Origin of the sequence: Exiguobacterium sp. SH4S7 (assembly GCF_004336795.1) — a bacterium.
Taxonomy (GTDB): domain Bacteria; phylum Bacillota; class Bacilli; order Exiguobacteriales; family Exiguobacteriaceae; genus Exiguobacterium; species Exiguobacterium aurantiacum_A.
In genome coordinates, this window is the sequence record NZ_SJUT01000004.1 from 108,113 (window position 1) to 132,936 (window position 24,824).

A 24,824-nucleotide genomic window follows, 5' to 3' on the forward strand; every position below is an offset into this window, starting at 1 on the left:
ATTCTGGGAATAGGAAATAACTTACATATCAAACAACAGGAGACGATAGGACAATGTGGATCATATTTGGATTACTTGCGATTGCGGCGACGCTGTTCAACTTGTATACGTTCAGTGTCGGGAGAGACTACAAGCTGCCGATGGCGATTGCTTTATCGCTGACCGCATTGACGCTGTGCGCGGATTATAGTTATTTAACAGTCTGGGTCGAAGCGGAGGATTGGAGTACGTTGGCGGATGTCGTACCGGGCATGGGGCGAGCGTGGTGGGTGCTGACGAGCATTTCGATTCTGCTGAACATGTTGCCAATCTTTTTAGAAAGAAGCATGAAGAAACGAAGATTATAATTCCGAAATGCAAGTGAAACCAAGCGCTCACTTTTTGCGTATGAAAGGATAATCATAAACTTGGGAGTGATGTAATTGTGGACCGACTGTTTGATTTTATGAAAGAAGTAAGGCGGATCACGTTGCCATATGGATATGGCAGAGAAGGACTCAAGGCGATTGACGCTGAAGAGATGGATCAGGTGAAAATCGCTGAGTCCTCAGGGCGGACGCGATTCAATGAACAATTTTTAGTCGAGTTGAATCGATTAAATGACATTAAAGTGTTCGCGGACATGCTTCGAAATGCTGATGAGTTTACGGGCGAAACGATTCACAATGAACCGGATTTTGATCTCGAAATCCGTTACAAGGGCGATGACGTGGAACGCTATCATCTTTGGCTCGGTCGAGTCGGGTCACCGAGTGTACTGATGAACGTCTCGCAAACGCATCTCGTATACAAAGTGCCGGCTGACGTCACGGACCGCTTGATTCTTACGCTCGGGATTGACGACTAAAGAAGTTAATTGTGTTCATCCTTGAAACCAATCACAAGCGTCTCTCGTATAGATACAAGACAACATGTGGAGGTGGGACTAGATGAAACGTCGGGATAAATGGATGACAGGTATAGCTGCACTGACCGTAGGGTTAATGGGAGGATGCGAGACGAGCGAGCTCGTCGCGGAAGACATCGTGCAAGTCCGTATCGCTGAATCGGTCGACTTTGGTCGGTTCCAGGAGCGAGAAGTCGTCACATACGACAGACTCGAAGACGTCAAAGTATTTGCGGACATGATTCGAAATGCTGACGAACAACCAGGAATCGTGAATATGGCGACACCTGAATACGATGTGGAAGTTCGATTTAAGAGTGACGAGACAGACCGCTATTACGTCTGGATTGGGGAATCCGGTAAACCGACTAGCCTGATGAACGTGAATGATACGAACACGGTGTACCTCGTCCCGGCTGACGTGACGGACGAGTTGATTGAACTGCTTGAGACGGATTGAAAAAAGACACCTGACTAAAGGTGTCTCACGAGTTGAAGCGGATGAAGCGTTCGATCTGTTGTTCGCTCTTCCGGGCGTGGCGGCCGATCCAAATCAAGTGGCCGGGGCTGTTCAAGATGATAAGTTGAGCGTGCGAGATGAGCCGCTTCGCATAATAGGCGTGACGGATCGGGACGGCCTTGTCGTTTTTAGAGTGTACGATGTACGTCGGACAAGTCACCCCGAGCAACGCCTCGGCGGCGACACGTTGCCTAAGATCGAACTGGGCGCCAAGCCCGAACGTCATCTGACTCGCGACCCGCTTCAATAAGAAGATATCGTACGGCGTCACTTCGTCGCGAACGGCGTCTAGTGCGAGCAGACTCGTCGATTCGATCATCCGTGCCGTCGCCTCGAACGGTTGTTTTTGAATCGCTTTAAAGACGAAGTACTTCATCGCATATTGTGCCAGGATGAACGCGGGCTGAGCGACGTTTCGGCTGACGTAGTCTCGGTACGGGAAGTCGACCGCGCTCGTCACGGCGGCGGCGAGCGTCAAACTCGACGCCCGCTCATTGTCAGAAGCGAGCTCGATCGCCGTCGGTCCACCTGCCGAGATGCCGTAGATGTGATAGCGATCGATGGCCATGACTTCCATCAAGCGCTGTAAGTGTCCTGCGAACTGTTGGGGCGTGGCCGAAAATGAGTACGGAGTCTCACCGTATCCAGGTCGCGATGGGACAATGACCCGGAATCCGGACAAGACGAGACGGTCCACATGGTACGGTTCTAGACTCGACGATTGGGTCCCATGAATCAAGATGACGACCGGACCATGACCGCGGTCCATATATTCGATTTTCGTGCCGTTGACATGGGCATAGTGTTTCACAGCGGCGTGCGCCTCCTTAAATGAATTGTAATGGAAAATAACTTTATTTCATGGAAATTACATGATAATGTCTGTTTATACATCATACATATAGAGAACTGAAAGGGGATTAAACCGTGAACAACCGAGAACGGTTACTCGAGGTGAGACGGTTTTTCGAACGCCACACAGATGACAATCATCCAAAGACGTTAGAAGACTTGCTCGAATATTTATCGACAATTGGAGATACTTCTAAGTTAGCAAAAAAATCGGTGAAAGACGACATTCAAGCATTGACCGATTCGGGGTTCGAGGTGCAGGATGAGCTTGAAAAGAACGGTCTCGCCAAAAAATACTGGCATTCGGCCCGTCTATTTGAAATTCACGAGCTTCGCATGATGGTCGATGCGATCGTCGCGGCCAAGTTCATCTCGGAAGATGTGACGGAAAGTATCGTCGAGAAGCTTCAGAAACTGACGAGCATCCCGGAAGCAGAGACGCTCCAATCGATCATCAAGACACCGAAGAAAAAGCATGGACAGATCCCGTACCATATCGACCGCATCCAACGGGCGATCCAAGAACAGAAGGCGATCTCGTTCCAATACACGGACGTCGTCGGCTTTGACGTCACGAAACGCACGTTCCCGCTCCGCCGTGACGGCGAGCGCTACGTCGTCAATCCGATCGACCTACACTGGAACCATGAGCAGTACTATTTGATCGGCATCGATGAATCGATCGGGGAGATTCGCAACTACCGTGTCGACCGCATCGTCAATTCACAGATCGTCGAGGACGACACGCCGCGCCTGAAGCATCATCTGGCGGACGATTACTTTCAAAAGTCGTTCAACATGTATAACGGGCTCGATGAGGAGATCATTCTTGCCGTCGATGAGCGGGTGCTTCCGGTCATCTTCGACAAGCTCGGGGAAGATGTATCGATCACACGTGAAGAGGAACGATTCCTCATCCGCTTCGACGCGGCCGTATCAGACGGTTTCGTCTTCTGGCTCCTGTCGCTCGGCACGCAAGTCGAGGTGCTCGAACCGGTCACGCTGCGCGACCATATGCGTGAAACGATTGAGTCGATGGCAGGCCGTTACGCCAAGGCGAGCATCCACTAAAACGATTGATTTGAAACTGTGATATACTGCTTGCGACACTTGTAGAAGGGGGACAGGCGGATGTTGAATTGGATGCCTTTGATCATTCCGATTGTCGCTGTCATTTTTGTCGCCGTCGTCGCAAGACGCGCCATGAAAATGGACCAAGAGAAATAAAGCACGGACGGACATCCGCCTCGCGATGAGGGGGATGTCTTTTCAAAACAGAAAGAAGGTGTTGCATGGATACGATCACACATACGTTGTTCGGCTTGACGTTGTACGGGGCGGCCGACAAACGTGAACTACAAAAAAATGAAAAGCGGGCGCTGTTCGTGACGACGCTTGTCGGGAGTCAGATTCCGGACAGTGACGTCGTCTCGCGGTTATGGGACACGGAAGGGATGTATCAGATGTGGCACCGCGGCATCACCCACTCGATTTTCCTCGTGCCGCTGTTCGCGTTACTGATTTACATACTCGTCCGCGTACTGTTCAACGTGACCGATGTCCGCTATTTCTGGTGGGCGCTCTTGTCCGTCTTCATCCACAATACGGCCGATTTGTTCAACGCCTGGGGGACCGGTTATTTCGAACCGTTGTCCGACGTCCGGGTCACGTTCGGCGTCATTCCGATCGTTGACTTCGTCTATTGGGGGATTTTCCTCGTCGCTTGGCTGATCGCGCGTCGGGCGGACGTCCGGCACACGGTGTATCGCTACGCCTGGGCAGCGATTGTCGTCCACGTCTTGATTCAAAGTGCGCAGGGTGCGTACTTGTATCAGACGTACGCCGCCGAGCATGAAGAAGTGGCACTCTCGGCCTCTTTCATCCCGACCCAGTTCACCGTCATCACGAAGACAGACGAAAGCGTCTCGATCTTCAGTGACTCGATCTATCAGACACCTGAGCTCGAATACGAGCTGACGAGCGCGGACGATGCCGACTTGACGCCGCTGTTTGATGAGAATAAAGAAGCGATCACGCTCAAACAGTGGTCCCCGTTCGTTGTCGTCGTCGAAGAGGATGAACGTCTCGGTCTATACGATCCGCGTTTCTTTGACGGCGAGTCGTCATTCCTCTATGAATACATCGAATTGTAGGTGACATCATGCGACGGCTACGTTATTTGTTCATCTTCGGTTACGAACAGGCGCTCAGTTGCATCTTCCCGGTTGCGATCTTCGGCGCGCTCGCGCTGACGAAATGGCTCGACTTTCCGCTGCCACGTTATGACGTGCTGCTCATTTGGTGCCTGCTCGTCCAAGTCGTGCTCGTCAAGACCGGGCTCGAGACGATGGAAGAACTGAAAGTCATCAGTTGGTTCCACATCATCGGTCTCGGCCTCGAACTGTTCAAAGTACAGATGGGGTCGTGGAGCTATCCCGACGAGGCGTTGACGAAACTTTTTGGTGTCCCACTTTACGCCGGCTTCATGTATGCGAGCGTCGGCAGTTACGTCGTCCAGTCGTGGCGCCGGCTCGACCTCGAGTTTTTGAAGATGCCCCCACCGCTGATCGCTTTCGGGCTCGGTATTGCCATCTACTTCAACTTCTTTTGGCACCACATCTGGCTCGATCTACGTTGGCTGTTGATCGGACTCGTCTTTCTCACGTTCGGTCGGGCCATCGTCACGTACCGGCTTGACGACCGCCGTTTCACGATGCCGGTCGTCCTAGCCTTCTTTTTGATCGCCTGCTTCATCTGGTTCGCCGAGAATATCGTCACGTTCTATAACGGCTGGGCGTATCCGAATCAGTTGAGCGGTTGGGCACTCGTCGACCTCGGCAAGTTGTCATCGTGGTTCTTGCTCGTCATCATCAGTATCTTGCTCGTGGCGTGGCAGAAGCGGCGTCAAGGTCTCTCGTGAAAAACGTGTGCAACCGGAATCGGTCGCACACGTTTTTTAGGTCGTTGGTTGTTTGGAGCGGGCAATCATATGGACGATGAATATATAAAGCGGGAACGTCAATACGAGCGCGATGATGACGAGTCCGATGGCGGGACTTGGCCAGGCTGCTTCGCTAGGAGCAGGGATGACACGCGTCCAGCCGTATGTGAACAGCGCCAAATAAGGGAGCCACAGGATATAGAGGAACAGGTTAAATGGTGAAGGTGCAAGGTGCTTTAAGCGTTTGATGATCAGACGTGCGAACAAAATGAGTGAAGCGAGACCAGTAATCGCTATGATAATCAAAGAAGCGTCACCCATAAGTAGGGATACTCGTCCGCTATTGGCGAGCAGTTGGATATTTATAAGTGAGGTGAGTGCCAGTAAGATTGATATTGATTGTAACTTGAGGAAGTGGGTCATAAAATACTCCTTAATCTGATAGGATGATGAAACATTGTTCAGCAGTGCTCGTATAGTATGAAAGAGGTGATCAAGTTGGCACAATTAATTGCATTTTGGTTTTTTGGATTCATGTGTGTGTTCTCGACGTATATGTATATTTCGCAATGGAGGAGCGAGCGAAAACTGAGTAAATTGTTAGGTGCCGTATTCAGTGTTTTTATAGCCGTCGTTTGTTTTGTGATTGCCGTACCAGATACATACGATCGGGCCTTCGACCGTTATGAAACGGCGAGCGGAAATTGCTATGTGGTCGACAATCAGTCAAAACAAGGTGGCGTGACGCTCTGGTTCGAAGAGGAGTCCTACGATTTTCCAGAGATACCGGAAGACGTCGCGTATGGCCCAGGCACGTTGTTTGCTTGCAACGTCACGTTGACGAAAGTGAACTCGACTGGAGTTGACTATATGTTAAAATCTGAAGATGGCAAAACTCTCTTTTCAACATACTAAAGTATTCTTCTGATGAGAAGGATACTTTTTTTAAACGATTTTCTGCCATTCATCTTACTAAAATTCAATTATCATCTGGAATCTATTTTCCCGATAAAGATATAGTGGGAATGGAATGGATGTCGCTGAGTTATAAAGAGCATTTATTTAATGCGAAAACTGTCGAATCAAATGACTAGTTAAATTCCTGAAATTTTCCGAATATTGTTTTTATTCATAAATAATTATGATAAAATCATAACAGTGTAAATGGAGAATTTTTACTTTAAGGTGAGTGATATGCTCTATTTTGGAATTGGTTCTTAAATCTATATGTAAAATCGAAACGGTTATGAGATTGTACTTTTTTTGAAAGGAGAGAATCGGATGAATTTGCTTGCTCAAAAATCGGCTCAGTTTTTCATCACACTGTTTGTGTTGATTGCGATCAGTGCCTTGCCGTCACTCGTCGTGCAGCTCGAGTTCGTGCCATCGAATTACTGGAACGGGCTGCAACAACAATTTAGTCAGTTGGCGAAACTTGATGAGATTACATACTTCAACGTAACCGCGCAACGAGAATTACCGTTATTGCCTGCACTCGGTCCGCTCATGAAAGAGACGGTCATCATCTTTATGACGTCGCTTGTCGTTTCGGTCGGGTTCGCTCTTCTGTACGCTTATTTCTTTTATCGAAGCGGGAAGCGCGTGCGCACGGTGCTCCAACAATCGAGCCAGACGCTCGAGATGATCCCGGATTTATTTTGGCTCATCTTCTCGCAATTCCTCGCCATCACGATTTACAAGAAGACGGGGTTTGATCAGATTGAAGTCGCAGGCGGGTTTGCCGAATACATACGCTTTTTGCCGATTGTGACGTTGACGCTCACCATCCTGTTCTTCTTCCTCAAATGGTTGACGAAACACATCCTTGAGGAGGAAGCGACGCTGTTTCTCGAGCTGGCGCGGGCCAAAGGCGTCCGACCGGCCGCCCTGTTCTGGAGACACTTGCTCCCGAATTTGGTGTATCGCTTCTATCTCTTTTTCCGCTCGAACTTGATCACGGTATTATCAAGTCTTTTAATCATCGAATATTTATTTAACGTACAAGGGATTTTCCGTTTCGTCGTCTATAATCCTGTCATGCCGATCCTACTTGTCATCTTGTTGGTCGTCTATATCCCAATCTTTATATTGGATTTACTGGCGGAATGGCTCATCCCGAACGCTTGGAAAGGAGGTATTTGATGCGTCGTACGCTACTGCGTGACCCGATTTTCATCATAGGGTTCGTGATTTTTGCCAGCTTGCTGTTACTCAGTATCGGCAATACCGTATTCCGCGATGGCCAAGTCGATCAATTCCTGAACCGTTACTCCGACGAAGGTCGATTGATTGGCATCCCGCCACTCGAACCGTCGAAAGATCAATGGCTCGGAACCGACCGGGCCGGGAACGACTTGTTCCAGATGATGATTGAAGGCTTTAAATGGACGGTCGGCATTTGTGCGACCGTCGCACTCGTACGGATGGCGCTCGGCCTATTGGTCGGGATCCCACTCGCATTTCGCGGGGCACGCTTGAACCGAATCTTCAAAATGGTGTTAGATGGATTCTTGATTCTGCCTATCTCGTTGTTGGCCATGATGATGTTATTCCCGTCCTTTTTCTTCGCGGACTCGACGATGGTGCCGCCGTTATTAGACCGCGTAACCCTACAGTTGACGGTGTTCGTGTTGCTCGGTTTGCCTGCCGTCACGCTTTATCTGATAACAGAAGTCCGGCAGTTGCTCAAACAAGAGTTTATGATCGTCACTGAGACGTTAGGAGGCAGCGTCTGGCATCGGACGAGGCGGCACCTGTGGCCGCACCTCGTCCCGACGTTGGTCATTGTCTTCATGCAGCAATTCGTGCAAACACTGATGTTGCTCATTCATCTATCCTTATTCGGTGTCTTTTTCGGGGGAACCGTCTTCCTGTTTGAAGGGGTCAGACCGACACTGTTTGAATGGTCGTCGATGTTCGGTTTCTATTTCACGCAGTTCACGGCAATGACTTGGATGACGAACCATATGTTCCTCGTTCCAGCCCTCGGGCTGTCCATGCTCGTCTTTCTCAGTAACTTGTTGACGAGTCGACTCGAGCGGGCATTCCGATTACGACGTCAAAAATCAGTCGTCACCGATGACACGACGTCTCAAGCCGAGGCGGCAGCAGCAACGCTTGCGGATCCGTTCACGCTCGTTCATGCGAATGCCTCGTTTCAACAGATGAATCAAAAGAAAGCGGATGACATCAAGTACTGATGCCATCCGCTTTCTTAATTAATGTCTGATTATCGTAAGAAAACATAGGGAGGTTGAAGATGATGAGCACGAAATCGCTTACGCTCATTTTTATCTCAGTGTACATACTAATGAGCCTTCCTGCCATGTTAGGGATTGGCTATGTGATTGATTGGATTCCAGAAACAACGCTATTAGAAAAAATAAAGGGACACGTGATTGAAGGTCTTGTGAATAACTATCTTTTCAAAATGGTTGTTTCAGGAGTTGTCAGTGTATACAGCCACTCCCACTTCTATATAGGTTGTGAACGGTGAGGATATACGATTCACAATGAAGTATTGTATTTGATTAAAGAGTAGAAACGATCGAATTCAAAAACGGTCTTCCGCTAGAAAAGATTTATCTTTCGGGACCACCAACAGATTTTGTTTTGCCATCCCAAAAATCATTTAAATGATTCCACCATTTGAGTGATTCTCGGTGCAAATAGGGATGAAAAACACTCGTATCTCTTCCACTGTATAATAATTTATTTTGTAAATCTTCTAATAACCCAATTGTCACAGCTTCCTTAACGTAAGCATCGCCAGTTGTATGCAGCAATTCAATTACATCAAACACAGCTGATAACTCATTCAACTCATTTCGTTTGTACAAGTCAACGACGTGCGTAGCGAAATCAGCAAAATCGATATATAGTAATTGTTCATCTCCAGTCTCGTAATTGTCCTGAATATACGAATCCCATCGTTTTTTATAAGAAGGACATGCTTGGAGAAACAGTTCCATGACTTCGCCTTTAGACACTTCTTCTTTCATTTTCACACCCTCCTTTTTAAGACACAATTAAAACAGACATTGTCGATGCGTCATCACCCTCACAGGTGATTGTCACAATGATTGTTTACTCATCATAATGCGTTTTAAATTGTGCCATCCATTTATCGAGTGTGTCATAGTCTATGTTTCCTGACTTTGCCGTGTGAAAGAAACCGTGGTACCTGAGCGTCGTCTCGCTATTGATGATGAATTCATCGAGCTCGTCCCCGTCCTCATCGTATAATGTGACACGGTACGAGTACCCCATATAGCCGAAGCTAGGTTTTCCTTTTTGAAACGTGATGTCATTCAGATTACGCATGATGGAGTCGATGTCACGCCGCTCGCTTAGTGAGACCTCATAGCCGCTCTGACCGTCAAACACATGGATACGGGACACATCCGACGGGGACGTCGTGATGACCCGCTGCGGGATATACGTCGTCGCGTACAGCAGCCCGAGTACGAGACAAGCGATTGCAAGGCGTTGGCGTTTCGTGTGTGGTTTCTTTAAAGGATTTTCCCACATGTTCAATCGTCAATCACATCTTCTCCAGCTTGCCGCAGTTTCTCAAGCGAGACGAGCATATGCGCGATCACTTCGTCAGGATGTCGCTCCCAAGCACCGAGTTCGGCGACGACTTTGAGCGGGGCGCTCGAGCGGTACGACCGTGTCGGGTTTCCTGAAAAGCGCTTGTCGGTCAGGTTCGGGTCGTTCTCGAAGTCACCGGTCGGTTCGACGAGATAAATGCGCTCACGGGCATCTCCGCTCGCCAGCTCGGCTCCCCATTTGGCGGCATCGAGCGTCGCCGTGAAATAGATATAGTTCGACTGTTTCTCTTGATAGTTCGAATCGCGTCGGGGCTCAAGTACCTCCCCAAGCTTCAGTTCGGCTTTTGTCCCGTGGAAGAACGGGCCCGGATCGGGCGGTTTTGATTCATTCGTCATGAGGCATCTCTCCTTTTGTCATGTATCCAAAGTATAGTGGTTGAAATTAGGAGAAGGTAGTCTGTTTTTGGTTACGGAATCACGATACAATGAGGCTAGGAAGAGCGGATCGCTCTTCCCTTTTCCATATCTACAATTGTTTCCGGAACGAATAGCTGGTGATGGCGTAGCCCATCTTGTCCGTATAAAAGCGGTGCGCATCGGTCCGGGCGAGCCCAGACTCGAGCGCGACACATGTCGCGCCACAATCATGAGCGTACTCGTGAACGAAATGAAGCAACATCTCGCCGTATCCGTTTGAACGATGCGCGGCACTCGTGACGAGGTCATATATGTAGACGTGCTTCCCGAGATACAGGTTGACGCGTACCTCGATGCCGGCTAATGACACGATGTCGTCGTCAGCATATAATGCATGCAACTCATACCCTTGTGGCCGCATTTTGGCGACGAGGTCTCGATACGACGCGAGGGTCAGGTCGGGCCGGAGCTGGTTCATGACAGCGAACGATTGGTCGAGTGCGAACGGCGTCTCGATCGGTTTGATCGAATAGATGGTAGATTGAATTGGAATCAGTCCTCCTTGACTTGAGGTGAGTGCTATCGTTCAGTTCGCTTTTATAATCCACTATTCCTGTTCGAACGTGGAAAACGAAATGAATCGAGAGGAAGGGAAACAATGAAGCATGCGTTGGTTATTGGCGGCAGTGGGATGCTAAGAGAGACGGTCCTTTGGTTAGCTGACGTTGGGTACCACGTGTCGGTGATCGGCAGGGATGAGGCGAAGATGGGGCAATTGATTCCTCGCCGCCCTGACCGCTTGTCGGCCATATATGTGGATTACCATGACAGCGTCCAAATGGCAGATTCGGTGCGACAAGCGATTGCCGAACGAGGGGCGATCGACCTCGTCGTCGCCTGGATTCATTCGGACGCGCCTGACGCCTTGCCATGTGTCTTGAGAGAAGTTAGACATGATGCACAGCTGTTCCACGTCCTCGGAAGTCGAGCCCATCTTGAGGACGTGAAGAGCCGTTTGGTGCTACCGGACAAACTCCGCTACCACCAAGTGCAGCTCGGTCACATTACCGAGCATGGCGCAAGACGTTGGTTGACGCACGAGGAGATTGCCGGTGGCGTGATCATGGCGATTCAGGAGAACAAGTTGTGTCACATTGTAGGAGTTGTAGACTAACAAAACGAGTTATTCGTCATTTGATACAGCTAGGGATGTGGCAATATGGAAATTCTTATTGGTCAACCGAAGCTTGAACAACATCTACAGCAATTCATTCACCTCAAATGAATAGAACGTGCGATTACATATAAAAAACCTTGAATGACCACTTGTACCCAGTGATGATCATTCAAGGTCTTATAGTCTTATACGTCTAGGCTAGTTGCTGATGCTTTAGAGAGGATTTGCTCGACGACCGCATTGCAATTTTCTCGACTCACTTCATAAAACGTGTCCTCATACGTCAATCCAACGTGTTCGCCGCTCTGCAATTCATATTGTTCGAGCAGTGGGCGGATGCGATCATGGACGACTTGTGCAGATTCAGGTGATGTATACGGGAAAATGATAGCGAATGTATCGTGTGCGATCCGATATTTTTGATCGGTTCGTCTTGTCGCCATGTGGAGTTCGTCACTGAAGTAATTCAAAAACCATTCATATTCGGTCCGTCCATAACGTTCCTCGAAATGCGTGAACTCGTGCAGCTGGATAAACGAGACCGCGAAGGAACCACCGTGGCGGATGAGACGGTCTCGTTCTGAGTTGACGTCCATCCGAAACCGTTCGGCGTTGTCGAGCCACGTCTCGGGATCGACGGCAATCAGTTGGCGGGCCCGTTCTTCTAGCTCATGTCGTGACAACTGGACCTTCTTCACGAGTTGATGAATGAGGCCAGACACGATAGACATGGTGAGGAGGAGAGCTGTATAGCTAAGCCCTTTCCAGTTGAAAAACTGAACTTCTCCTTCTTGATAGATAGGAGCGAACCACAAGAAGTAGACAAACAAGAATGCCAGCAAGGCGACAGAAAACGTCAATCCTGCCCGCATCCCAAAGGCGAGAGAGGCAATGACGATGATTGGTAAGATGACTAATCCGATGACTCCGACGTCACTCATCAAGAGTAGCGACACGTATAGGATGGTGCCGATGATGAGGCAAGAGATGAGCCCGAATAGTTTAATTGATTCTTGAGTCCATTGATTCATGATCATTCCTCTTTCTGTGTTCGTGTTGTCCCCAATTTTACATGAAGTATCAAGTATAGACTATACAGTTCGTTTTTGAGTGAACAACAGAAGCAGACAGACGATATTTCGAAATGGAGCGAGTGTGTTATTCGGCAGTTTTTAGACTTGATTGAGACGTTTAGGGCAAACCTGCTTAAACACCCGGTGACGCAAAGCTTGTCCTCGGATGTTTTGTCGTTTATTCCACGAAGACGGTGAGTCCGTCGTGGATTAGCGTACCAATCTTCTCACCCAAGCAGATTCGCTTCATCGCGTCCGTCTCTTTAAAATCGAAGACGTGCACCGGGAGTTGATTGTCTCGAGCAAGTAAGAGCGCCGATTGATCCATCACTTTCAAGTCATGGCGCCACACATCGTTGTAGTGCAGCGACGCATATTGTTTTGCCTCGCTCGTTTGATTCGGGTCTTGGTTGTAGACTCCGGAGATCCCATTCTTGGCGACGAAGATGGCGTCACAATTCATCTCGATTGCGCGTTGCACGGCCGGGTAATCGGTCGACACGAACGGCTGTCCGTTCCCACCTGCAAAAATGAGAACGTAACCTTTCTGCAGATGGTTGAGTGCCTTCAGACGAATATACGGTTCGGCCATACTCGGAATCGGCATGGCCGTCATCACGCGAACTTCACGATTTGTCTTACTTTTTAAGACGCCTCGCAACATCAAACTGTTGATGACGGTCCCGAGTGTACCGATGTTGTCTGCCTCGACACGGTCGATGCCCCATACGTCCGCCTGGTTACCACGAAAGATGTTGCCGCCACCAATCATGAGCGAGACGTTGATGCCGAGATCGACCAACGACAGGACTTCGACCGCAATCTGGTCTAGCTTATGTTGATCGAAATTCGAGTTATCCTCGCCCGCTATTGCGGCTCCGCTTAACTTGATCAAAACATTTTGATAGTTGTTCATCTAGACACTCCCTTTCTGAATCCAAATCTTCAAAATTGTATAGTGTTTTCAATTATTTAGCAATACTTTTCGCTAATGAATGCTGTAAAGTTGATGGAAGGGTACTGAGTGGTGAATACGGTTTTGGGGGAGGGGACAGATGAGAACATGGATCGGGGCTGCGGCGATTTGTTTTGATCATCAAAAAGTGTTGCTCGTGAGAAATAAGGATGTGTTGGGATGGAGCGTTCCTTCCGGCGGCTTGGAGACAGGGGAAACACTCGACGAATGCTGTATCCGAGAGGTAAAAGAAGAAACGGGCTATTCGGTAGACACGGTAAAGAAATTATTGGTGAAAGAAAAAGAAAGTGACGGCTATCAAATTCAAACTCACTATTATCTTGTCGGACTTACAGATACGTTGGCGTCGAGCCAGATTGATCAAGATATTTCAGCTGTGCAGTGGGTGTCGATTGATTCAATGCATACAATCAGTCACCTCTACCAAGAAGATGTTCAAATTATTTTGGATACGTATGAGCGATTTCAAAATAAACTTGAAATCTATAAGTTAAAAGCGAGGTGACTGATGAAGCGATTCGTAAACGTGTTCGGGAAGAAACTTGAAATGATGAAAAAAGGTGAGCACGGGTTTCCGATTGTCATCTTAACTGGGATGGGGTGCGCATTTGACGAATGGCACGAGGTCTCGGAAAAATTGAGTAAGGCGAACCGAGTGATTCTATATCATCGACCAGGAATCGGAAGAAGTGAGCCGAGCGAAGGCAAACGTAACACGGAAGCAACCGTACGAGAACTAAGGGAACTTTTGGACGTCTTACAAATTACTGAGCCCCTCGTTTTATTGGGACATTCATATGGCGGATTGTGTGCGCAGCATTTCGCAAAACGTTATCCAAATGATGTGGCTGCACTTATTCTCATCGATTCCACATCACATGACCTGGACAGACTCGACACGTTAGATTTACCTGTCATGAACGATTTATCTTCAGACGAAGATTGGCTGAAACAATGCCAGGATTATGCGGAACGAACCGAAACCGAATTGACCGAATTGATACAGCCAACGCTAGCACCGAACCAATCAAAGTTGCCAGTGGACGTCCAAGCCGAATTAAAGGGATTTGTCTGTCGACCAAACTTGTACAAAGCGATGCTGGCCGAAGTCGAGAGTTGGTATGACGATGCCCGTCTGATCAAACGATTAGGTAACCTGTCAACTACACCTCTTTACGTGATTGGGCGCGACGCTGACTTCGAGGTAGACAGAGGGAAGGCGGACGGTCTGCCTGAATCAGAGTTAACGCTCTTGGAAGCAACGTGGCATCAACTCATCTGCGAACAAACCATGCTCTCGACAACTAGCAAGTTAGTGATTGCGGAACGGTCATCGCATGCCGTTCATTTAGATTGTCCTGACGTCATTATTGATGTGGTAGAAGAACACATGTATCAAATGACTCAAGCGTTAAAATAAGCCATTGTTGCCGCGACAGCTTAAAGAGAGCCGATTGAGAGTGAAGTCTCAATCGGCTTTTCTATTATTTCGATAAAAGATTAAGATGGTTTCTCCTCATATAAAACAGGCTCATACAGACCTTGTTTCGAACGTTCCAGCACAACGCGAACCGTGACCAAGCCGACAAGCAAGAAAGCGTGCGAGAAGGCGACATACGTCGAACGAATCCCGACATATTCAGCGAGGGGGCCGATGCCGAACGTCAACCCGATGATAAGGATGGATTCGACCACACTGATTACATATGATTTTTTAAAGTGCAAACGGCACATAGTACGTTGATATGATCAAATAAGGCATCAATTTATTTTGTCGTTTTTTGATTATCCCAAAAATCTCCATAGTTCACATCTAAAATAAGTGGCTCGAGCGCATGTAATGATTCTTTAGGATCAAGCCATTCCTCTATAAAATAGTCATAGTAGCGACCTGAGGCTATGGCTGCGCGTGAATTTTTATTTTCATACTCTAAAATAAGGTCCAGATTTTCTTCTAATTCTTCAAATTCATTTAATCCGTCCTCGTTTTTACCAATTCGTTCTTCAAACTCTTCAACAGAAAAACGCTTAACGATCTCCCAGTCTTCTGGCGTTGATCTTGCTTCTTCTGCCTCATAACGCGTAGCATATTGTTGGAACGGACGTTTCGTTTTAAATTCTTTCTTGTATAACCATTCATAAATTGTATACCAATGTTGAGACCATTTAAACAGCTTAAAGACTTGCCATTCTTCGTTTCGTGTTTCTTTTGGATGGCATATGATTTTCTTAACACCATCGCAAAACTCGACTACATAAATTAAATCACCCTGTATTGACTCATCTTCCATGAAATCTGACAAGCAAGTGTTTTTTTGTAATGCGAAAGTGAACAGATTTGCTTGCCCCCCAGTATCGGATTCTCGATAAAAAATTTCTACGCTTTTTATAATACGTATAGTCATTCAAGTTCCTCCAATTAGCATCTAATATATACTTTCTAATCCTTTAATACCTAGAGAATTTAGCAATTAGTATTTCACTAATTTTTATGAGACGTTCTCTTCAATCACCACCGGCTCGTACATTGCTCGTCTCGAGCGCGCTAGCACAACCCGAACCGTGACCAAGCCGACGAGCAAGAAAGCGAGCGAGAAGGCGACGTACGTCGAACGAATCCCGACATATTCAGCGAGTAGACCGATGCCGAACGTCAACCCGATAATCAAGATCGATTCCGCTACATTGATCACTCCGGAGAAACGGCCCATCAGGTCGGTCGGGACGTTGTTCTGATAAAACGATAAGAAGCCAGTGTTCGCGAACGACAGGGCGAACGTGAGGAGGAAGAACCCAATGGCCGCGAGTACGAACGATTCCGAGAAGGCGAAAATGAGATACCCGACGGGAGTCATCGTCGCTCCAAAACCCATTAAGAACGGTAGAGTCATTCGGGCGCTGAACGTCGCATTGATGATAGAGCCGGCGATAATCCCGGCTCCGGCGACACTGACGAGAAAGCCATAACGACTCTCCGAGAAGTCGAGCATTTGCGTCGCGAACGACGCCTCGAGCGAGTCGAGCCCAGACATGAAGATCGTCATGACGCAGAACAGACTGTAGACGAGCGTGACGTAACGCCGCGTCGACGCAAAACGGACGACTGTTTTCCAATCCTCGATAATCATGCGAAGACTGAACACTCCGACTTCATCTTTCGGGGTGAACAACGTCGGCAGGAGGGACAAGATACCGACAGAAATGAGGAGCGCTGCTGCATTCAACTGAATGGCGAGCGTCGGTGTGCCGATCATGAACAGGATTCCGGCGATGGCCGGCCCTAAAATGAAACCTGCCGACTGGACGAAGTTTTTCAAAGCGTTGAACCGTTGGCGGTCGCCGCTCGACACGAGCTTCGTCATATAGACGAGTGAAGCCGATTCAAAGATTGAGTTCGCAACGTTCAACGCGAAGACGAGCACGTAGATGATTGCGAGCGAGTCGATGAAGGCGAGGCTGAACACGACTGCTGCGCGGAGTGTGTCAAGCATTATCATCAAGCGTCGCGTGTCTGCACGGTCAATGACCGTACCTGACCAAAAGTTCGCGCAAAGGGCCGCGAGCGGGACGAGGATGTATAAAACAGACACGGCGAACGGTGACTGCGTCATGTCGAGGACGATCAAATTGAGGGCGATGAAATACACCCAAGCGCCCAAATTCGAGATACCGACGCCGGTCAGTAAGAGTAGCGGATGTTTCCAAGTGTGCATACAAATCGTCCCCGTTCAAATAAGATTTTGAACAGTATGTCACAAAAATGATTGTCATGCTAGAAAAATCAAATATTTTCTTTTTAATGGTTTGTATACTTTTGAATGCGTTGCATTAATTTTGGTTGTTGAGTAATTCGATTTTAAATACGCTCGTCATCCCCGATCGATCTTTCATCAGGATGACTGAGATTAAATCCTCTTCAGACAAGTCAGAGAGTTGGATGATTTTATCCTGTCGATAGATGCTTACGTGCTCTTTCACAATTTCATATCGAATCGTGCCTTGATCAGTTGCGTCATCGAACGACATCTTTTGCACTTCAATGGCATCGTCTTCAACTTCTCGTACCTCAGCATAAAATGTTTCAATGTCAGACGGTGAAAGGACCCAGACATCTTGTTCATACGCTTTGTAGGCGTCGGTGTATCCTGCAACATAACTAATCAAGACACTCACGACTATAGTGACGATGAATAAGACAATCGCAAGTTTATCAGGCGGTGCGATGGCGGCACCTTGGCCTGAATTTGATTGTACAGCGTCAGTTCGACGTCGTTTGTACACTTTGATATAAATGGTGGTAGCAGTTGCGACCAGAACCAAAATGACAAACCCTGTGACTAAATAAATCGGGAACATCATAAACTATCCTGCTTTACATATGACGTTACGTAATGGGCGGCGATACATGAAGGAATGTCCTCGAGCGGTCCCGTCAACTTGATGACGTGGGGGAGATGATAAAACGTGCTCGTCGTCTCGAAGTCATCGAAACGATTTGCTGCGTCATGGATGAACAGTGGTACGTCCGCGCCGAGGGCGATCCCGAGTTCGACGTGGCTGCTCTTGCCCGCCGGTAGCAAGATGACGACAAAATCAGATGTACGAATCGCTTCGTATTCTTTGGCGCCGATGTCTCGCAAGTCCTCGATTGTCGCTGCTCGTTCATTCATGGTCCAATCGTATGTATGGGTGTGGCCTTGTTCGATGAAATGGTCCCGCAATTGCCGGACGTGATTGATGTTATAAAAACCGGACCCGATGTAAAACTTCATAAATAGCCTCCTAAATCGTGTTCATGTTGTATGCGACGACTCGCCATAATAGAAATAGAAACGCGAGAGCATAGGCTGTAAGCAAGCCGATCCCGAAAGTAATGCCTTGTCGTCGCGTCCACTTTCGACTGTGGTATATGTGAAAGCTTAAACCGATGGCCGAAATGATGAGCAAGATGACTGTACCGCCTATCCAGACGAATTCAGCATGCGTCCAGTTCGGAGCGAGTAGAAAGTAGGGAATGGCAATCAGCAGGCTTGAAGATCCGATGAGTTGCGCTCTTGTCATAGCCGTTCGCGTGAAGCCGTGATTGCGACCTCGTGGATGATGAGTAACAGAATCGCGATGAAGAAAGTGATCAATGAGACGTATTCCGCTCCGACGTTCAAAAAGAAGTTGAGGCCGAACAACGGAGACACGAATAGAATGTAGAGCGGATATTGGATTGAAAACAAAGCGTCCAAAAGAAGGATGTCACGCATATATGTCTCGAAGCTGTTCAATGTAAAAACGGTGACACTCGCGAACAGGAGTGCCGTGATATATAGCTTGGCAACCTGGTTTCGTAATAAACAAGTTCCTAGTAGACAGAACAGGAGCGCGACCGAGGCTGCGGCATGCAGGGGACGAATCGTTGCGTCGGGGAAGGTGGCCGACGGGATAATGTTCACTATCAACGCGATGACATAAACGACTGACAACGTCACGATGCATCTTTTATTAGTTTTCACGATCTGACTCCTTTCATACGTCTTGCGCTAGTTTGGCCAACACGAGTGTGGCTTCTTCTACGTCGAACGAGCTGTGCCAGCGGACGTTTTGACGATCTAAAATCCGGTAATGCCCGCTGATCAGGTTTTGTTGCAACACATAATCTCCTTCTGTTGCGGTTTGCTTCCACCATACACGACCACCGAGTGTCTTTGACTTCGGTTCGTACGAGACGTCTTTGGCGATCAGTCTGACGAACTCGACTGGGTCGTCCCCGATTTCGCTCAAAAGAATCTCGCTGTCATTAAACAGGGCGCACAATGTGACGACCGTGCTCCAGTTGGCGATGGTCCGCTCTTTTTCGATTTGAATGAGCGTCTTTTTGGATAAGCCTAAGATGTCAGCCATCTCTTCTTGAGAATATTGTCGTTCCAGACGAACCGTTTTTACTTGTTTCGATACGAGTTGGATGAAATCCGATTTGTTCATCGAGCACCTCTTTGCTTGAAAGCATTAACCCTTTTCTAGGTGTTTTATTTACAATTAGTTACAAGTGTAATTTTACACTAAGCATGAACAGTGTCAATGTGATTTCTCATTTTATGTATATAATTCGGAATCATCCTTGCTATAAAATAGATGAAGTTGGAAAGGGGAATGAGTATGACGAAAGAACAGTTGATTGCGTTGTTACCCGTTTCAGAGACGGAAGTTCAGCTCGTGGATGTAGTGGGAATCACTTTAATTTGGAGGGAATCACGTGGAGCTACGTTTGCCTAAGCGAATAAATCCGTTTTTCTGGTCGATGTTTCCGTTTGTTTTTGGGCTGGTCGGTTATTATCAAATTTTTATCAGTTGGGAGATTCCACAGTTTGGTTTTCGTGAGCTTGAAGACGTCTGGCGATTGGCTTTCATCCTATTCACGAGTTCCTGTGAGGCTGCCTGGATCATTGTCATTTTATGGATTGGGATTCAGTTGCTGAAAAAATGGTTTAAGTCATCCAAACAAAAAGGAGTGAAACGCGATGACGATGAGCGGATCACATAACCGGTTACTTGATGCCGACTTGTGGAGCGGGACACTCATCACGCTGCATCAAGCAGACGACGCTACCATCGTGACGTGGCGAGGCGAAGAAATCAAACTCGCACTCGCATTGACAGATCCGTTCATTCGCGTGATGGATGAAACCACATTTGTGCTTGTCGACTTCACACGCGATGACTTGCGACCAAACGCCTGGGTCGTTCGAGCGGACGGTTCCATCGAGACAAGTTTTCACGCCGGTACGTTTATCGCGTCCATCGTCGTCGATGAGTCTGGTATTTGGGTCGGCTATGGAGATGAGGGAATCTTTGGCGAGGGGATATCGACCGAGGCGCTCGTCTGTTTCTCAAGAAGCGGGTACGTCTTGTTTCGCTATAACCACGACACACGTAAAGCCCCGATTATCGTCGACTGTGAGCACCTCGTCACGACCGAATCAGGTGTCTGGTTCTTCCCGTCGCTCGAACGCGAATTGACACAGATTGACCGTAACGGACGCATCGTCGCCTATCGGACACCAAAGATAATCTGTGATAGCGAGGCGATGACGATTGTCGACGAGATAGCTTATTTCGTGAGGGGCGGCGAACTGTATCGTTGGACGTTCGGTCGTCGGGAGAAGCCGATTCGATGCGGACGAGTGACAGGTGACCTGCGCGGATGTACTGGCGGATTTCTTCAAATCAACGGAACGGATGTAACGTTTCTTCGTGTTTGAAGCGTTAAAAAATCAAAGCAAACCACGAAAAACACATTCCCTCTTTTCACCAAAAAAAGTATACTCATGTTATTGAATGACGAAATGAGGGATTGCAATGCGAATCGAAACCAATTTGCCAGGACTTCCGTTAGAAACAATCGAAGCGGTCGAACGAGAGCTTGGCAGTCGTTTACCGAACGGTCTGCGGGAGGCATGGCTTCATGATAATAAATTTGAGGTCGGGGAATGGTTCTTTTATCCGATCAAAGACGAACGCTTCTTCAATAAAACGTGGGACGACATCATCCGTGCGAACAGACACGAGCGCGGGTTACCGGAACACTTTATCACGGTCGCTGCAAACGGGAGCGGGGACGAGCTCGGCTTTTTGACTTCAGACGTCGAGACGATTTGTATCTGTTGGCATGAGACGGATGAGCTCGAGCGGGTGGCCGATTCAATCGATGCGTTCGTCGAAGTGGTCCGATTGGAGTCGGACGTGATTGAGACGTTCTGTGAACGCGTCCTTGAAAGCGAGACGGTATTCGGGTTGTCGGCAGAAGCGAATGACGGTTGGGCATATGCGCCCTCGGTCACTGAGGCGACAGATGTGTTGTTGTTCTTCTCGACTCGTGAACGCGCACTTGCTTGTAAAGCAGAGGAATGGGACGACTATCAGCTTATCGAGTTGCCACTTGATTTGTTCGTCGCTGCCTGGTTGCCGAATATGGCGGATGACGGGTTGTTATGTGGATTGGATTGGTCTAGTGACTTGAAAGGGATGGAATATGATCCTGAGACGGTTTTAGAAGCCATCGAAGATAAAGAATAATTTTATTTCACATACCGTATCTAAAATTATTTTTAAAAAAGGAGAACGTATAAAATGATGAACCGTTTCAAACAGAAGCGCAAGCATAACACGAAGTGTGCCTGCTCGGTCTGTCAGACGCCAATCGACACACCGCTCGGATACGGCTCACTCATGCCGACCTATATCGAGAATTTCTCAAAGAAAGACATGAAGCGGCGTGTCTTTTTGACCGACGACATTTGCGTCCTAGACGAGGAACATTTCTTTGTGAATGGTTGCCTCGAACTCCCAATTATCGGAGAAGACGACGTCTTCACTTGGAACGTCTGGGTATCGCTTAGCGCTGATAACTTCTTTCGGATGCTTGATGCGTGGGAAGATCCGGCTCGTGTTGGGCTTGAACCGATGTTCGGCTGGTTCTCGACAGACTTGCCCGATTATCCGGATACAATTAATTTGAAGACGAATGTCCATATCCGAGAGGTCGGGATGCGGCCGTTTATCGAATTAGAGCCGACTGATCATCCGCTCGCCGCCGAGCAGCGGGAAGGCATCACACGTGAACGGATTGAAGAACTAGCGCGTATTGTGGAAAGCGACGTGTGAGAGGAGAGCCCAATTTGAATGATTACACGGTAGGGAATATTTTTGAGCTGTACTCAGGAAACGAGGTTCTTTCGGCGGAGCAACAAACGATGATGGATTGCATCAATGCATACGTTGAGGCAAAACAGTTCAAATAGCTCGAGTATTACCTTCAACAGACCCGCGGCATCGAACAGCTGTTGATTGACCACGTGATGATGGACCCGACCGATAAAAGCCGATGGGACTGGCTCATTGGGTATGAGTTAATTGATACAATCGAAGATTTTGCACGGGTGAACAGCTTTGGTCTCACCGCCTATACATATCATCCGAATGATACGTTCTATTATGCGCTCGCCTTATATTGGACGGGATGGAATGACTTTGTCATCACGGATGAGGACGTCGCCTTGGCAGAGTCGCTCATCGAACAAGGACCGGAAGAAGTGAGTGGCTTGTTTTGCATTGCGTTGGCGAAAGAGTTCAGTCATCTGAAGCAGCACTATTATCAACTCGCCATCGAACGCTGTCCTTGGACACCAGAACCTTACTTATGGCTCGGGAAGCGCCACCTTTATTTTAATTCTGCAGAAGGAAAGATGCTCATCCAGCAAGGACTTGACCGAGTGAAGGATACATGGGGATTCGATCAAAAGGGGCGCTGGTTCAATACGGGATCACAATATTTCAATCCCACCACGTGGCGACAAGACACCATCGCTGAGCTACTCGGTCTAAGCATGTCCCATGACGAGTATAAAAAATATGAGCGGATGATCAATAAAAAATAGTCACTTTTAAGAATGGAGCATTGGAATGACCACAATCTCTTTAGCCAAACCATCAGATGTGAATGCAATCGAACAACTGTATCTCGCCTGTAAAGACGATTTGCTCCACAGACAGATTTTCCAATGGGACGACACGTACCCGAACCGCGCCTATTTCGAGGATTGTATCAAAGAAGGCTCTGTCTATATCATGAAAGACGGTGAGCAGTTGCTCGGAGTCGTCGTAATCGATGAATGGCAGTCGCCGGAATGGAGAGAAATCGACTGGCGTCACGATAACCCGCTTGTCATCCATTCCTTGATGGTACATCCTGAGGGGCAAGGCAAAGGTCTCGGAAGAAACGTGCTCGAGTTCTCGGAACGATTGGCTGTCGAGCGAGGCTATGCCAGTATCCGGCTCGACAGCTTCACAGGGAATGAAGCAGCTTGCAACTTTTATAAGCGGCACGGTTACGTCGAATGCGGAAACGTCCATTTTGATTCGAAACCGAAAGGGCATGAACGGTATGTCTGTTTTGAAAAGGAGCTTGTCTAAATCAGGCAATGGTCTGCCGTCACGGTTTGGCTTGAACGAAGTCCAAAATATGTTTCTATGAAAAGGAAATGGGCTACTATACCGATGTAAGAGAACTGAGCCGGAGCAACTCAAAGGGGCTACATACACGAGGGGACGTCGAACAGTCATCAACATGACAAGAAGGGGAGATTCAACGATGTGGGATCAAACAACGAAGTTACTGATGAAAAAGGCAAAGAAACATAAAAAATGGACCGAAGGCGTTTTTGTCAATCCAGTCTATTGGATGGTAAACGGAACGCCATACTACATGGCAGGCTTTACGCGAAACAATCAATCGGTGGCAAGCGCCTACTTTACAATCGAGGATGAGAAAGTAGACGAAGTACTGATTGCGCAGCCAAACCTGTCTTATTTTGCCGATTTAAGCGGCAACCTATCTCAGATGGCGACGGAACGCTTAAACATTCCGATTACTTTTTACACGAAACCGTTAAGCATACCGGTTGTTAATGCGAGTCCACAAGTTCAGCAGGGGAGAGACGCATTTGAAGATTTTTGGGAGGTTCAACAAGCGTATAACCAGGTGCTTCGTGACTATACGGCGTACTATAACGATGACGTATTGATCCGAAAACACATTACGGACACGGATTTGACTAAGATTAAAGAATTCGCCGTGCTAGCAGACATCTATCAACATCAAACGTTGAAGATTTTAACGAGCCAGGGTGAAGCCATTCAAGCGTTCGCGGCGTTTCTTGAAAACACACAAGAGTGGTCAAGCCTGTCTCGAGAAGAAAAGAAATTCATCAAAGGGATTGCGGTCGGCAAAGAAAATATGCAGAAGAACATGGACGCTTTAAACGTGCTCGAAGCCAATGATTTTGACCAAATGGTTAAGTTGAATTATGACCACTTAATTAATAAAAATAAAGCAATCATCGAGGGGCAACGACAGTATATCCGTTATCCGAAAGGGATTTCTTAAGGGGGATTTGAGGTGAAACAACTTGAAGTAGCTACATACCACATGACAATTGACGCACCAATCGACCATGTTTTCTCCTGCCTCGCAGAAGATGAACATATCGTCAAATGGAACGACCATTTGATTGAAAACATTTATGAGGATGGGGACGCGTCACTCGTGACGGGGAAACGGTTCATCTCGGTCCAACAGTTCGAGAAGAAAGAGATTCGGGTCGAATCCGAATTGACGTATGTGAATCGCCCTTATGAGTGTGAAGTGCTGGCGATGACGAATCAGGGAATATCGACGTCTACTTATGTGCTGACCGAGACCCCGAATGGGACGGACGTAATAATTCGCCTCACACTCATCCCATCATCATGGCTGTACTCCTTGTACGTGAAAGGCTTTGCTTGGGCGATTCGGCTCATTTACGACGATCAGTTCAAACAATTTCGGATCTATACGGAAGCGAGCGCACCGAAGCTGCCTTCCGTTCAGGGGGCGGAGTGAC

At 47.9% G+C, this 24,824-nt stretch carries 37 protein-coding genes; 21 read left to right on the forward strand and 16 right to left on the reverse strand.

The features are described 5' to 3' along the window. Window positions 1-53 precede the first annotated feature (53 nt). The 3 genes from EVJ29_RS09515 to EVJ29_RS09525 all read left to right on the forward strand — a co-directional run bounded on the left by EVJ29_RS09515 (window position 54) and on the right by EVJ29_RS09525 (window position 1,346). Window positions 54-347, forward strand: coding sequence for a hypothetical protein (locus EVJ29_RS09515; protein ID WP_131505019.1), 294 nt, complete (start codon window positions 54-56; stop codon window positions 345-347). Window positions 348-424: 77 nt separating this feature from the next. Beyond that, window positions 425-847, forward strand: coding sequence for a hypothetical protein (locus tag EVJ29_RS09520; protein ID WP_131505020.1), 423 nt, complete (start codon window positions 425-427; stop codon window positions 845-847). Between the two features lie 82 nt (window positions 848-929). Beyond that, the gene (locus EVJ29_RS09525; protein ID WP_236633498.1) at window positions 930-1,346 is read left to right on the forward strand and encodes a hypothetical protein; all 417 of its coding nucleotides are present in this window, start codon (window positions 930-932) and stop codon (window positions 1,344-1,346) included. Window positions 1,347-1,371: 25 nt separating this feature from the next. On the opposite strand, the gene EVJ29_RS09530 is transcribed toward EVJ29_RS09525, so the two are convergent. Beyond that, a complete protein-coding gene (locus EVJ29_RS09530) occupies window positions 1,372-2,217 on the reverse strand; it encodes an alpha/beta fold hydrolase (protein WP_131465086.1) in 846 nt (281 codons plus the stop codon). A 116-nt stretch (window positions 2,218-2,333) separates the two neighbouring features. Between EVJ29_RS09530 and EVJ29_RS09535 the strand changes: the two genes are divergently transcribed. The 3 genes from EVJ29_RS09535 (at window position 2,334) to EVJ29_RS09545 (ending at window position 5,178) form a co-directional block, all read left to right on the forward strand. Continuing rightward, entirely contained in the window at window positions 2,334-3,329 is a 996-nt protein-coding gene (locus EVJ29_RS09535; protein ID WP_016509555.1) for a helix-turn-helix transcriptional regulator, read from the forward strand. Window positions 3,330-3,550: 221 nt separating this feature from the next. Then, window positions 3,551-4,411, forward strand: coding sequence for a metal-dependent hydrolase (locus EVJ29_RS09540; protein ID WP_131505021.1), 861 nt, complete (start codon window positions 3,551-3,553; stop codon window positions 4,409-4,411). 8 nt (window positions 4,412-4,419) lie between these two features. Beyond that, window positions 4,420-5,178, forward strand: coding sequence for a DUF817 domain-containing protein (locus EVJ29_RS09545; RefSeq protein WP_131505022.1), 759 nt, complete (start codon window positions 4,420-4,422; stop codon window positions 5,176-5,178). 36 nt (window positions 5,179-5,214) lie between these two features. Here the strand turns inward: EVJ29_RS09545 and EVJ29_RS09550 are convergent, their stop codons facing one another. Further along, window positions 5,215-5,505 (reverse strand): hypothetical protein, encoded by a 291-nt coding sequence (locus EVJ29_RS09550; RefSeq protein ID WP_131465080.1) that lies wholly within the window; start codon window positions 5,503-5,505, stop codon window positions 5,215-5,217. Between the two features lie 336 nt (window positions 5,506-5,841). On the opposite strand from EVJ29_RS09550, the gene EVJ29_RS15365 reads away from it, so the two are divergent. The 4 genes from EVJ29_RS15365 (at window position 5,842) to EVJ29_RS09570 (ending at window position 8,695) form a co-directional block, all read left to right on the forward strand. Continuing rightward, a complete protein-coding gene (locus EVJ29_RS15365; RefSeq protein WP_131465078.1) occupies window positions 5,842-6,114 on the forward strand; it encodes a hypothetical protein in 273 nt (90 codons plus the stop codon). 366 nt (window positions 6,115-6,480) lie between these two features. Continuing rightward, the gene (locus tag EVJ29_RS09560) at window positions 6,481-7,341 is read left to right on the forward strand and encodes an ABC transporter permease subunit (RefSeq protein ID WP_201739007.1); all 861 of its coding nucleotides are present in this window, start codon (window positions 6,481-6,483) and stop codon (window positions 7,339-7,341) included. Further along, window positions 7,341-8,399 carry an ABC transporter permease gene (locus EVJ29_RS09565; protein ID WP_131505023.1) on the forward strand — a complete coding sequence of 353 codons (1,059 nt, stop codon included), beginning with the start codon at window positions 7,341-7,343 and terminating at the stop codon, window positions 8,397-8,399. The genes EVJ29_RS09560 and EVJ29_RS09565 overlap by 1 nt, the downstream gene beginning before the upstream one ends. A gap of 62 nt (window positions 8,400-8,461) precedes the next feature. Next, a complete protein-coding gene (locus EVJ29_RS09570; RefSeq protein WP_131465074.1) occupies window positions 8,462-8,695 on the forward strand; it encodes a hypothetical protein in 234 nt (77 codons plus the stop codon). 85 nt (window positions 8,696-8,780) lie between these two features. Here EVJ29_RS09570 and EVJ29_RS09575 read toward each other — a convergent pair whose 3' ends face one another. The 4 genes from EVJ29_RS09575 to EVJ29_RS09590 all read right to left on the reverse strand — a co-directional run bounded on the left by EVJ29_RS09575 (window position 8,781) and on the right by EVJ29_RS09590 (window position 10,647). Continuing rightward, the gene (locus tag EVJ29_RS09575; protein WP_131489779.1) at window positions 8,781-9,200 is read right to left on the reverse strand and encodes a DUF7674 family protein; all 420 of its coding nucleotides are present in this window, start codon (window positions 9,198-9,200) and stop codon (window positions 8,781-8,783) included. An 85-nt stretch (window positions 9,201-9,285) separates the two neighbouring features. After that, window positions 9,286-9,729, reverse strand: coding sequence for a hypothetical protein (locus tag EVJ29_RS09580; RefSeq protein ID WP_131489778.1), 444 nt, complete (start codon window positions 9,727-9,729; stop codon window positions 9,286-9,288). A 2-nt stretch (window positions 9,730-9,731) separates the two neighbouring features. Next, window positions 9,732-10,148, reverse strand: coding sequence for an NAD(+)--rifampin ADP-ribosyltransferase (arr, locus tag EVJ29_RS09585; protein ID WP_131505024.1), 417 nt, complete (start codon window positions 10,146-10,148; stop codon window positions 9,732-9,734). Window positions 10,149-10,278: 130 nt separating this feature from the next. Then, on the reverse strand, window positions 10,279-10,647 hold the full coding sequence (locus EVJ29_RS09590) for a GNAT family N-acetyltransferase (RefSeq protein WP_131489776.1): 369 nt from the start codon (window positions 10,645-10,647) through the stop codon (window positions 10,279-10,281). Between the two features lie 180 nt (window positions 10,648-10,827). Between EVJ29_RS09590 and EVJ29_RS09595 the strand changes: the two genes are divergently transcribed. Continuing rightward, window positions 10,828-11,343 carry a short-chain dehydrogenase gene (locus EVJ29_RS09595; RefSeq protein ID WP_131489775.1) on the forward strand — a complete coding sequence of 172 codons (516 nt, stop codon included), beginning with the start codon at window positions 10,828-10,830 and terminating at the stop codon, window positions 11,341-11,343. A 188-nt stretch (window positions 11,344-11,531) separates the two neighbouring features. Here EVJ29_RS09595 and EVJ29_RS09600 read toward each other — a convergent pair whose 3' ends face one another. Then, the gene (locus tag EVJ29_RS09600) at window positions 11,532-12,377 is read right to left on the reverse strand and encodes a GGDEF domain-containing protein (protein ID WP_070327287.1); all 846 of its coding nucleotides are present in this window, start codon (window positions 12,375-12,377) and stop codon (window positions 11,532-11,534) included. A gap of 220 nt (window positions 12,378-12,597) precedes the next feature. Beyond that, on the reverse strand, window positions 12,598-13,335 hold the full coding sequence (gene pyrH, locus EVJ29_RS09605) for a UMP kinase (RefSeq protein WP_071397478.1): 738 nt from the start codon (window positions 13,333-13,335) through the stop codon (window positions 12,598-12,600). A gap of 139 nt (window positions 13,336-13,474) precedes the next feature. On the opposite strand from pyrH, the gene EVJ29_RS09610 reads away from it, so the two are divergent. Continuing rightward, window positions 13,475-13,900 carry an NUDIX hydrolase gene (locus EVJ29_RS09610; RefSeq protein ID WP_131505025.1) on the forward strand — a complete coding sequence of 142 codons (426 nt, stop codon included), beginning with the start codon at window positions 13,475-13,477 and terminating at the stop codon, window positions 13,898-13,900. A 3-nt stretch (window positions 13,901-13,903) separates the two neighbouring features. Then, window positions 13,904-14,815 carry an alpha/beta fold hydrolase gene (locus tag EVJ29_RS09615; RefSeq protein ID WP_131505026.1) on the forward strand — a complete coding sequence of 304 codons (912 nt, stop codon included), beginning with the start codon at window positions 13,904-13,906 and terminating at the stop codon, window positions 14,813-14,815. Between the two features lie 80 nt (window positions 14,816-14,895). Here the strand turns inward: EVJ29_RS09615 and EVJ29_RS09620 are convergent, their stop codons facing one another. The 8 genes from EVJ29_RS09620 to EVJ29_RS09655 all read right to left on the reverse strand — a co-directional run bounded on the left by EVJ29_RS09620 (window position 14,896) and on the right by EVJ29_RS09655 (window position 19,368). Then, window positions 14,896-15,090, reverse strand: coding sequence for a hypothetical protein (locus EVJ29_RS09620; RefSeq protein WP_201739008.1), 195 nt, complete (start codon window positions 15,088-15,090; stop codon window positions 14,896-14,898). A gap of 71 nt (window positions 15,091-15,161) precedes the next feature. After that, entirely contained in the window at window positions 15,162-15,800 is a 639-nt protein-coding gene (locus tag EVJ29_RS09625; protein WP_131505027.1) for a hypothetical protein, read from the reverse strand. An 84-nt stretch (window positions 15,801-15,884) separates the two neighbouring features. Beyond that, complete coding sequence (locus EVJ29_RS09630; RefSeq protein WP_131505028.1) at window positions 15,885-17,108, reverse strand: MFS transporter; 1,224 nt, start codon at window positions 17,106-17,108, stop codon at window positions 15,885-15,887. A 115-nt stretch (window positions 17,109-17,223) separates the two neighbouring features. Next, window positions 17,224-17,754 carry a hypothetical protein gene (locus tag EVJ29_RS09635; protein WP_071397482.1) on the reverse strand — a complete coding sequence of 177 codons (531 nt, stop codon included), beginning with the start codon at window positions 17,752-17,754 and terminating at the stop codon, window positions 17,224-17,226. Beyond that, on the reverse strand, window positions 17,751-18,167 hold the full coding sequence (locus EVJ29_RS09640; protein ID WP_070327285.1) for a group-specific protein: 417 nt from the start codon (window positions 18,165-18,167) through the stop codon (window positions 17,751-17,753). The genes EVJ29_RS09635 and EVJ29_RS09640 overlap by 4 nt, the downstream gene beginning before the upstream one ends. Before the next feature lie 10 nt (window positions 18,168-18,177). Beyond that, a complete protein-coding gene (locus tag EVJ29_RS09645) occupies window positions 18,178-18,456 on the reverse strand; it encodes a hypothetical protein (protein WP_071397483.1) in 279 nt (92 codons plus the stop codon). Further along, window positions 18,453-18,899 (reverse strand): hypothetical protein, encoded by a 447-nt coding sequence (locus tag EVJ29_RS09650; RefSeq protein ID WP_131489768.1) that lies wholly within the window; start codon window positions 18,897-18,899, stop codon window positions 18,453-18,455. Before EVJ29_RS09650 ends, EVJ29_RS09645 begins: the two co-directional genes overlap by 4 nt. 13 nt (window positions 18,900-18,912) lie before the next feature. After that, entirely contained in the window at window positions 18,913-19,368 is a 456-nt protein-coding gene (locus EVJ29_RS09655; protein ID WP_131505029.1) for a helix-turn-helix transcriptional regulator, read from the reverse strand. Between the two features lie 271 nt (window positions 19,369-19,639). Here EVJ29_RS09655 and EVJ29_RS09660 point away from each other — a divergent pair, with 271 nt between their 5' ends. The 8 genes from EVJ29_RS09660 to EVJ29_RS09695 all read left to right on the forward strand — a co-directional run bounded on the left by EVJ29_RS09660 (window position 19,640) and on the right by EVJ29_RS09695 (window position 24,823). After that, window positions 19,640-19,927: a hypothetical protein gene (locus EVJ29_RS09660; protein WP_131505030.1), complete on the forward strand. Its 288-nt coding sequence runs from the start codon at window positions 19,640-19,642 to the stop codon at window positions 19,925-19,927. After that, window positions 19,905-20,645 (forward strand): hypothetical protein, encoded by a 741-nt coding sequence (locus tag EVJ29_RS09665; RefSeq protein ID WP_146256766.1) that lies wholly within the window; start codon window positions 19,905-19,907, stop codon window positions 20,643-20,645. Before EVJ29_RS09660 ends, EVJ29_RS09665 begins: the two co-directional genes overlap by 23 nt. 97 nt (window positions 20,646-20,742) lie before the next feature. Further along, window positions 20,743-21,459 carry a DUF2750 domain-containing protein gene (locus EVJ29_RS09670; RefSeq protein ID WP_131505032.1) on the forward strand — a complete coding sequence of 239 codons (717 nt, stop codon included), beginning with the start codon at window positions 20,743-20,745 and terminating at the stop codon, window positions 21,457-21,459. 54 nt (window positions 21,460-21,513) lie between these two features. After that, window positions 21,514-22,047 (forward strand): DUF2199 domain-containing protein, encoded by a 534-nt coding sequence (locus tag EVJ29_RS09675; protein ID WP_131505033.1) that lies wholly within the window; start codon window positions 21,514-21,516, stop codon window positions 22,045-22,047. A 179-nt stretch (window positions 22,048-22,226) separates the two neighbouring features. After that, window positions 22,227-22,820 (forward strand): hypothetical protein, encoded by a 594-nt coding sequence (locus EVJ29_RS09680; RefSeq protein ID WP_131505034.1) that lies wholly within the window; start codon window positions 22,227-22,229, stop codon window positions 22,818-22,820. Window positions 22,821-22,845: 25 nt separating this feature from the next. Next, window positions 22,846-23,355: a GNAT family N-acetyltransferase gene (locus tag EVJ29_RS09685; protein WP_131489758.1), complete on the forward strand. Its 510-nt coding sequence runs from the start codon at window positions 22,846-22,848 to the stop codon at window positions 23,353-23,355. 178 nt (window positions 23,356-23,533) lie between these two features. Next, a complete protein-coding gene (locus EVJ29_RS09690) occupies window positions 23,534-24,328 on the forward strand; it encodes a hypothetical protein (RefSeq protein WP_131505035.1) in 795 nt (264 codons plus the stop codon). A gap of 12 nt (window positions 24,329-24,340) precedes the next feature. Continuing rightward, window positions 24,341-24,823 (forward strand): SRPBCC family protein, encoded by a 483-nt coding sequence (locus EVJ29_RS09695; RefSeq protein WP_131505036.1) that lies wholly within the window; start codon window positions 24,341-24,343, stop codon window positions 24,821-24,823. Window position 24,824 lies beyond the last annotated feature (1 nt).